Annotated in this window: 8 protein-coding genes; 2 read left to right on the forward strand and 6 right to left on the reverse strand. The window is 62.9% G+C overall.

Going from position 1 to position 8,730, the window contains the following annotated elements:
* On the reverse strand, window positions 1–247 hold a 247-nt coding region (locus tag BN1233_RS35805), incomplete at its 3' end, for an FAD-dependent oxidoreductase (protein ID WP_046868450.1).
* A gap of 311 nt (window positions 248–558) precedes the next feature.
* Between BN1233_RS35805 and BN1233_RS35810 the strand changes: the two genes are divergently transcribed.
* On the forward strand, window positions 559–915 hold the full coding sequence (locus tag BN1233_RS35810) for a hypothetical protein (protein ID WP_046868451.1): 357 nt from the start codon (window positions 559–561) through the stop codon (window positions 913–915).
* Between the two features lie 150 nt (window positions 916–1,065).
* Window positions 1,066–1,377 (forward strand): Hpt domain-containing protein, encoded by a 312-nt coding sequence (locus tag BN1233_RS35815; protein ID WP_046868452.1) that lies wholly within the window; start codon window positions 1,066–1,068, stop codon window positions 1,375–1,377.
* Here the strand turns inward: BN1233_RS35815 and BN1233_RS35820 are convergent.
* The 5 genes from BN1233_RS35820 to BN1233_RS35840 form a co-directional block, all read right to left on the reverse strand.
* A complete protein-coding gene (locus tag BN1233_RS35820; RefSeq protein ID WP_046868453.1) occupies window positions 1,374–2,798 on the reverse strand; it encodes a glycosyltransferase family 2 protein in 1,425 nt (474 codons plus the stop codon). The genes BN1233_RS35815 and BN1233_RS35820 overlap by 4 nt on opposite strands.
* Window positions 2,795–3,844: a HEAT repeat domain-containing protein gene (locus BN1233_RS35825; protein WP_046868454.1), complete on the reverse strand. Its 1,050-nt coding sequence runs from the start codon at window positions 3,842–3,844 to the stop codon at window positions 2,795–2,797. The genes BN1233_RS35820 and BN1233_RS35825 overlap by 4 nt, the downstream gene beginning before the upstream one ends.
* A complete protein-coding gene (locus BN1233_RS35830; RefSeq protein WP_046868455.1) occupies window positions 3,841–5,562 on the reverse strand; it encodes a tetratricopeptide repeat protein in 1,722 nt (573 codons plus the stop codon). Before BN1233_RS35830 ends, BN1233_RS35825 begins: the two co-directional genes overlap by 4 nt.
* Before the next feature lie 149 nt (window positions 5,563–5,711).
* A complete protein-coding gene (locus BN1233_RS35835; protein WP_046868456.1) occupies window positions 5,712–6,095 on the reverse strand; it encodes a response regulator in 384 nt (127 codons plus the stop codon).
* Window positions 6,096–6,167: 72 nt separating this feature from the next.
* A complete protein-coding gene (locus BN1233_RS35840) occupies window positions 6,168–7,667 on the reverse strand; it encodes a hypothetical protein (protein WP_046868457.1) in 1,500 nt (499 codons plus the stop codon).
* Window positions 7,668–8,730: the final 1,063 nt, after the last annotated feature.

The raw sequence follows: 8,730 nt of genomic DNA on the forward strand, positions 1-8,730 counted from the left end.
GGTTCGTTGTGCCACCAAAGAAGCGTAGGCGCGTCGCCGTGAGACTGGCATAGCCATCCGAAATGCCTTCGTAGATCTTCTGTGACGGCTCGCTCGCCTCCATCTCTCCGCCTTCGAGAAGAAGAACGCGAATACCGGATCCGTCGAGGTGCTTTGCGATTGTAATTCCAGCGGCACCGCCGCCGATCACGCAGATATCAATATCTCCAAGGCCTGACGACGGATAGTCGCTGAAGTTTGCAATCATGTATGAACTTGGAGGAGACTGTGGAAGGCGATCCACGGAGCGCAGATGCTGGAATAGACTTCTTCTTTGGATTGTCGACCACTTCGCATCATTTCTACCGTAGCTCTCAGTGAAATCGCGCCCGGGCTTGTTGCGCCAGTGGGCCTTACAACACTGCTCGCTCCATAAACCCCGTTGCTTATGCCCAAGGCAGGGATATCAATGTTGAAAGAAGCGGGCTCCGTCTCCACACAAACTTGGCAGGAGATAGCCCGCTTTCTGAGTATGGGAGTGAACCCGCCTACTCCTATCGGTCCCTCAACAGCCTGAGAATGTTCCGGACGCTGCTCCTTAAGGAGCACGCGATCATCGCGAGGTGGCACTTCCTTTTGCGGGGGAATCAGCAATTTGGTCAGAAATATTGCCCTTTTCTGCTTACCATTGGTTCCGATGTGAACTATTTTGTGCGGTGCAGCACGACGCTTGGCGGCGCCCTGCCGCTGCCCTTTTTGGGCGTTTCCTCCCTAAACTTCGGGCCGCTCTTCGGAGTGGCCTTTTTCTTTTTGGCCGGAGCCAAAGGTCCAGCGCTCTCACACTTACGGGACCAAGTGATCGGGCCAAGCCGCTGGCGTTACTTCTTCCAGGTTGTTCGCTGGGTGAATTCGATCTTAGTCGTTTTCCGGCCGTGAAAGAGGAGCGCGCCTGGACTTCAGCCTACCAAAGAGCCAAGGAGTTCGGGCTCCGCCTTGGGCAGGGAGCGAAGGAGAACCAAAGGGAAACCTACGGGACGCACCCACGTTGCGGGTGTTTTCCAACGCGTGGCCAGGAGTGTTCGAAGCATGGGCGACAGTGATTACGACGCACGCATGGCTCAGCTGCATATCCGCTTTGTCGCCATGGCAGCGACCGAGCGGGATCGGCTCGACCGTGCAATTGCCGCCCTCGACACGTCTGAGCGTGACGTCGTCCTTGCCGAGATTCGCTCAATTGCACACGGGATTTCCGGGACAGCGGGTACATTCGGCTTCCCCGAGGCGGGAGAGGCGGCGGAGGCCCTCGAAAACCTCGTCATTGCAGGCCGTGCGGACCTGTCCTCCATCCGGGAGGGAGGGAAACGCCTCTCCGCCGAACTGGGCAGGATAGACCGCTAGCGGCTGCCGAATCCGGCGCGGGTCATCTGGCCCCAGCCCTGCTCCTTCCGCAGGAACTGCCACCAGCCGCGCAGGCGCCAGGCATTGTTGATCTGGCGGTAGCCGAAATTCTCCACCACAGCGATCAACGTCAGCACCGCAAGGTGCTTTGCCTTTGGGAACCGCCTCAGCCTCAACTCTTCAAGGATCAGCGCACCGACGCTGATGAAGATGCCATACGTGAAGGTCAGCGCCAGGAAGGCCAGCATGAAATCCCATTCCAGCAGGCCGAGCGCCCACATCGCAGGCACGAGCAGGTAGCCGATCACCTCGAAGATCGGCCCGATGACATCCACGAGGAGGATGTGTCCAAGGCCGAGAAAGCCGATCCTTCCATATTGGGGGCGGAACAGCATGCCGCGGTGTTTGAAGAAGCATTCCAGTGCTCCGCGCTGCCAGCGCGCTCTCTGGCGCCCGAGAACGGTCAGGGTTTCCGGCGCCTCGGTCCAACAGACCGCTTCCGGCACGAAGGCGAGACGATAATCCTGTCCGGTGTCTCGCATATAGCGGTGCAGCTTGATGGCGAAGTCGAGATCCTCGCCCACAGTCCCGAGGCTGAAGCCGCCGACCTCGACCGCCTCCTTGCGGCGGAACACTCCGAAAGCGCCCGATATGAGCATCAGCGAGTCGATCCGGCTCCAGGCGATACGGGCCATGAGGAAGGCGCGCAGATACTCGATTACCTGAAAGAGTGCCAATACCTTGCGCGGCAGGCGCACGCGCACGACCCGCCCCGCGGTGATATCGCAACCATTGGCGATGCGGATCGTGCCGCCCGCTCCGATGGTCCTGATCGGATCGTCGATGAAGGGCCTCACGGCGCGCAGGAGGGCATCAGGGTCGAGGAGCGAATCGGCGTCGATGGCGCAGAAGAGCGGTGCGCGGGCGAGGTCGATCCCGGCATTCTGGGCGTCCGCTTTGCCGCCGTTCTCTTTGTCGATGACGAGCAGCCGCGGATGACGGGGTGATGCGTAGAGTCCTCTGATCGGCTTGTGAGGTACAGCCGAATCGTGGAGGCGCTCGGTCGGACGAAGCTCGAAGGCCTGGATCAGGATTTCGAGCGTCCGGTCTTTCGAGCCGTCGTTGATGACGATCACCTCGTAGTTCGGGTACTCCATCGAGAGCAGCGCCTTGACGCTCTCCACGATGGTCAGGCCCTCATTGTAGGCCGGCACGAGCAGGGAAATCGGCGGCGCGAGTTCGCTGTAGCGCCGCCAGAGGAGATTGAAGCGGCCGGATGGCGGCCGATGCAGCATCGCTCCGGCGGCAAGGACGAATTGCGCCAGATAGACCAACGTCTGAAGAATTCCGGCTGCGATGACGATCCAAGCGATTGCCGTCGCTGCGCCGATCCACGCGACATCGAACCACGGGGGCATCATGAAAGGCCTCGCTCGGCCAGGACTAGGGCAGCCGTTCGCTGCGTGCGGCCCGACCCCTCCTCGGCCAGCTTCCGCAGGGCCCGTCGCCCGGTCTCGCCGAGGCTGGCCAGTGCCTCGCCCGCACGGAGGCGAACCGGCCAGACATCATCTGCAAGAAGAAGAGTGAGGCGAGGCGTCGCCTCGACAAGACCGATCCGCCCGACAGCCTCGACGGCTTCGGCGCGCACCTGCCAATCGGAGTGTTCGAGTGCCCGCTCGACGACTGACGCCCCGCTCGGATGTTCCAGTTCACCGAGTGCCCGTACGCATTCCGCGACCACCAAGGGATCGCAGGCAGGATCATTCGTGATCTCGGCCAGAGCCGGAATGAGCTCATAGTCTCCGGCGTTTGCGAGCGCCTCGATCGCTGCGGCTCGCACGAACGGAGCCATGTCCTTGTCGCGGGCGACGTCGAGCAATTCCGGGCTCTGTGTGTCGGTCATCTGTCGGAACAGGTCGACGAGGCGCCGCGAGTGGTCGGCGTGCCTGCTTCCAAGCTGCTGGATGATCTCGCGCAGCGGCGGCTCTGCATCGAGGGCGGCGAGCGAAATCGCCGCCGCAAGGCGCATCTCGGGTGAACGATCCCTCAATCTCGCCCGGAGAGCACGGACCGTCTCCTCGCCCGGAAAGAGAGCGAGCGCTTCCGCAACGGCAATTCGCACTCGTTCATCGCCATATACAAGGTATCGTGCCGCCATTTTGGCGAGCCCGAGATCGCGGAACAGAGCGGCGAGGCGGGCACGGTCTTCACCGTGGACGAGCTCGAGCAGGTCGATTGCGAGTCCTGCAGCGGCCCGGGGGTGCCGCTTCACTTCGGCGGTCAGGGTCTCGTCGACTGCACCTTCGCTGGCTTCGAGCAGAACTGGCAGCAGTCTTTGCCGGGTCCGCAGGTTGCGGCGCTCCAACGCAGTGCGGATCGCGCGCGCGATGACGAGCGTGATCATGACCGCCAAAGCGGTGAACGACAGAACGAGCGATGCCAGCCAGAGCAGCACGAGCCAGTTCAAAACCGCACGCTCATCCCGATGCCGAAGACCGTCCGGTCGTAGGCCTTGTCCCTGTCCTCGCGGCCTACCGAAGCCCGGAGGCTGATGTTTTCGTCGAGGTCGAGGACTAGCCCACCGAATGTGCTGAACGTCTCCAGGACAAGCCCCTCCGATATGTCAGGCGCGTCCGACAAGCCGGCGAAGATGCGCAAACGATTGACGACCTGGACATCCGCGCGGACGAGCCAGCCGCCCGTCCTCCCGCGATCCGGGTCGAACGTGTTGATCCATCGGCCCGTCAGCCAGAGCCGCTCGCCAAGGAAACGTTGCTCGAGGCCCGGCGAGACGGTCTGGATGCCGCCGGTTTCGTATTCGGCGTAGCGTAGGTCGATCGCCGCTATGGTCGGACCGAGGAGGCTGTCAACGCCGGGCGACAAACGTGCGCTGCCGCCGGCACCAATCTGGTATTTCGGACGGAAGTCGGCATCCGGCGTACCTCCGAGCAACACGTAACCGGCAAGTGTCGGTGTGAAGAGATGGTCGATCCGCCCCTCGAAGGAGGCGTCGAACTCACCGAAGCGCTCCGACAGTTCGGCTGCCGCAGAGACGGTTGTCGATGGCGAGACCCGATATCCGAGCCGGAACGCGCCCTCGTTCCACGGCTTGAAGCCATCGCTCAGGTTCGAGCGCAGGCCGTCGATGTCGACCTGCCAGCGAGGTTCCGGCCTCTCCGCAAGCCGAGAGCGAGCCTCCGTAGAGGCCGGATCGAACCTGAGCGCGCGCTCGTATGCGTCCCTTGCCCCTCGCTCGTTCCAGAGCGTACGGCGTGCATCGCCGAGACCGAGGAGCGCATCGACGTTGTGGGGGTCGGTGGCGAGGACCTTCGAGTAGATCTCTTCCGCCTCGTGGGATTTGCCACGGGCGAGCTGGAGCCTCGCCTGAAGCATGAGGGCGTCGAGATTCCGGGGCTCATCGGCAAGCACCGCGATCACCAAAGCCTCGGCTTCATCGGGGCTCCCGGTCCAGAGGGCTACGCGCGCCAAGCCGAGACGAGCGTCAGCCGAGGTTGGATTCCTCTCGAGCACTCGCCGGAAGGTCCTCCGGGCTGCCTCATGATCGCCGGCGAAGCCTTGTGCGAGGCCGAGCCCGACGAGGAGATCGACATTTCCGGGTGAGAGCTCGAGGGCTCGTGAGTAACGCGCAATCGACTCCGTGACCTTGCCCCGGATCCGCAGGGTCCGGGCCTCTCGGCTTAGCCGTTCAAGTTCGGCCCGGCGGCGCGCCTCGCGCTCCGCTGCCTGTCTTTCCCGCTCCCGCCTCTGGTCGGCCTCCTGCCGCTCTACCTGTTCGCGCCTTGCGGAGGCGATCTGGGCCGAGAGAGCGCGGGCATCCGCATGACCAGGCTCGGAAGAAAGAACGGGCGCCAGCGTTTCCTGAGCCTTGTCGAGGCGCCCTCGGCGAAAGGCGATCCGCGCAAGGCCGATCCGTGCATCCGAATATGATGGCGCGAGTTCGAGCACGCGCTGCAGGGAGGCTTCGGCAGCGTCGAGGTCGCCCGCCCCCATCAGAGCCAACCCGAGTTGGACGAGCACGTCGGCGTTGTCGGGCTGGATTGCCGCAGCGGCGCGCAGAAGCCTCACGGCATCGTCGTTACGACCCTCGTGGCGGGCCTCGACACCTTTCGCATAGAGGCGGTCAGCCTCATCCTGTTGGGCGTTCGCGTGAACTGCGCCGACCAAGGAGACTATGACGAAACCGAGGACGTGCAGACAGCGAGCGAAATGTCTCGTTCCCCAAGGAGTGCGGGGGCCGCTACGCAGAAGGAATGATCCGCTCACTCGGGTGTGGCGGAAAAAGCGCCCAGGTATGTCCACGCCGCCACCCGGCGTCACGACGCGTGGGCAGGGGTCAAAATCCGGTCGATCCGCGCGACCAATTCCTCCGGGCGGAAGGGCTTGCCGAGGTAGTCGCTTGCGCCCATCCCGAGCGCCGTTACGATGTCACGTTCCTGCTTGCGTGCGGTCAGCATGATGACCGGGATGCTCTTCAGGCCCTCATCCTCCTTGATGCGACGCAGGACCTCGAAGCCATCGATGATCGGCATCATCGCATCGAGCACCACGATAGCGGGTCGCTTCTCGGCCAAACTGGTCAAGGCCTGCTGGCCATCCATGGCGCGCCTCACCTCGTAGCCGCGGGTCCCGAGCTTGAACTCGAGGAGATCGAGCATCAGGGGATTGTCGTCACAGACGAGAACGGTACGGTGGGGCATGGAATGAACCTGGTGATGAAATGCATTGACTCGGCATGAAACGCGGATGCGACGGAAGCGGATGTGCTGGCTCTAGCGTTCGAAAAGTCCGTGGAATGCAAGACCCGAGAACGCGCTCCAGGCTGATAGCCTCCTCTCAGTTTCGTCGGCCACCTGCAGCATCCGGCTTACGTCGCCGAGAAAACTGATGCGGGATCCAGGTACGGCTATTGTCCGGTCTAGCCGAAATGTCCGTCCGGGCAAGCCTTCATGCGCACCCTCCAGGAGGATAGCGGCCGTGACGTCTCCGATCTCGACGAGGTGGAGTTCGCCCTGAGCCGCAGGCACGTAATAGTGGTGAATTTCGTCCGCCACGAAGCCCACCTCGAGCCCCACCGTGACCGGAATATTGTGCTCGCTCCCCCAGGCGAGGAGGGGCTCGGCTGCCGAGGTCACGGCCTCTGATTGAGTGCGGTAGGCCATGATAGTGATTCGGCCAACATGCGATTCCACTCGATCCAGAAGGAGCCGTCTCGCATCCGGTCGGTCGGCGATCCAGAAGGGCAGGACGAGGTCGATCCTTTCGCCGAGTGCTCGCTCGAGCGCTATGACCGTGTCAGCCCAGGCAGCGAGGACGCGCTCGCGCTCGCTCTGGAACGAGGGCAGCAGGTAGGGCTCTATATCGTATTGCACGCCGGCGAGCCGATCTTCTGCCGACACTCCTTGCTGATAGCGGGCGATCGCTTCTGCCCGGGCGATCGCTACCTTGCGGCCATCCTCGAGAACCATGGCCGGATCTCCTTCGACTGCAACGACGGAGATGCCTCGGGCGCCCGCCCGCCGCACGAAGCGGGCGAGACGGTCTGGCTGGAGCAGTTGCCCATTCTCGATGGGAAGCGCCATGAAGAGTGTTCCGATGCGATGGGCGGCCGCATCTTCGACCAGATGGTCCGGATTTTCGACCCATCGGGTCGCCTCCCATATCCAGGCGGATTGTGGGACAGGTGCACCATTCCCAGGCCGCCTCTCGATTGAGACGGACGACAGTGTTAGCGTTGCCGCGTGAGCGGGGCAGACCACGACGAACTGGACTGCATCGTCGGACTCCTCCCATATCTTGGCGGAGACGACGGCCGTCACCGCCGATCCAGCGGATTCGAAAGCACCGGAATCCCGAGGGGCGTCGGCCCCCTTCGGGACGACGGAAAAGCGGAACCCGTCGTTGCCCCAACCCTGTGCAACGAGGTCAGCAGCCAATGCGCGCGGCAGGCGCGCTTCTCCCGGATCTAGGACCGCTCCGGCAGGGCTGTCGCCGGCACGGCAGGAAATCTCCAGTTCTTCTCCGCGACGTTGCACCTCGACGCGCTCCTCACGACCAAACGGGCGGGAAGTAAGGCGCGGCAGGAGGGCCGAGCCGACCGGCAGCACCGACGGCTTTGAAGACTCCGTCTCCAGTCCGGTTACCCGAAGTTCCGGCTCGGTAGAGGAATGTCTGCCCTTCGTTTCGATCAGCCCGAGGCCCTTGGGTGACGGGCCGGGCTCAGGGCGGGCGACTGCGAGACGGCGTATCCCGTTCGAGTCGAGTGCCGCCACGAGGCAGTCTGGAGGCAGCGGGGCTCCAGCAGGAGCGACGCTCAGCGTCCGTCCATCCTCGAGCCGGACCTGGGGATGCGAGGAGCGATTAGAACTGGTTGGGCAAAGGGTCAGCCGCGCCTCCCCGGCAGCCGCCGTTGCCGGTATGAGCACCAGACTGAGCAAGATAGCTCTTGGGTTGAGGAGGTGCATGTCGAGTTAGGACTTCCGTGACGGCGTCAGCCCATCCGAGCGTAAGCAGGACGGCCACGGCGTGACTGGGGTGCTGTCGACCGGAGAGCCATCTTCAAAAAACGCGCCGACCTCCGAGCGTGCGTCGAGTTCCTCTTCGAGGGCGAGGCACCAGCGAGAGATGGCCGATATCGACAAGGAGGATCAGTCCCGGGTTCACGAATTGAGTAAGATACTGCTGTCGACCGAAGGCTAATTCACCCAAGGGACTGACAGCTTGACATAGAGCAACACACTCTCTTGGCACAGTTCAGGGATTTCCCGTAGGTGAGCACAGGATTGGGCCCTCTGGGGTGGATGATCTCATGGCCCCGCAACCGTGTGTTGCCCAAGCGCCCGTGCCCTCAGCGCAGCACACTTCACACGATCAGTGACCGGGATAGGCCGTCCGCAGCAGCCATACGCAGTTAGCCGGCACGTAGATGATTAGGCTTGGGCGCCGGTGTAAGACTGTCACGAAGCCGAGTGTCGATGTCGAGTGTTCGAGAAGGGCGGGTGACCGCTGTCTACTCTGCCAGTCCTCTAACGACACCGCATCTGTCCTTGGACCGAAGGAAAAGTTGCGGCCGCTCAGTCGCCCGGCTTCGTCACATCAGGCCACGAGCTCCGCTCGTGAGGGACTTACTGCGTCTGACGCCAGCCGAAGATCCGCGGCTCGTAGAGAGAGTAGGCCTGCACTCTCATCCCAACGAGGAGGCCCCTCGATGCTTGCCGCGATTTACGCTGAGATACTGCACCAAATGGGAGCTGTCTCCAGAGCTGCTCGCATGCTCACGGAATAAGCTTCCGGTCTTCGGTTTCGTCGCACATTCAGGCAGATCGGATTCGATCT

Source organism: Microvirga massiliensis (genome assembly GCF_001006805.1).
Lineage (GTDB): Bacteria > Pseudomonadota > Alphaproteobacteria > Rhizobiales > Beijerinckiaceae > Microvirga > Microvirga massiliensis.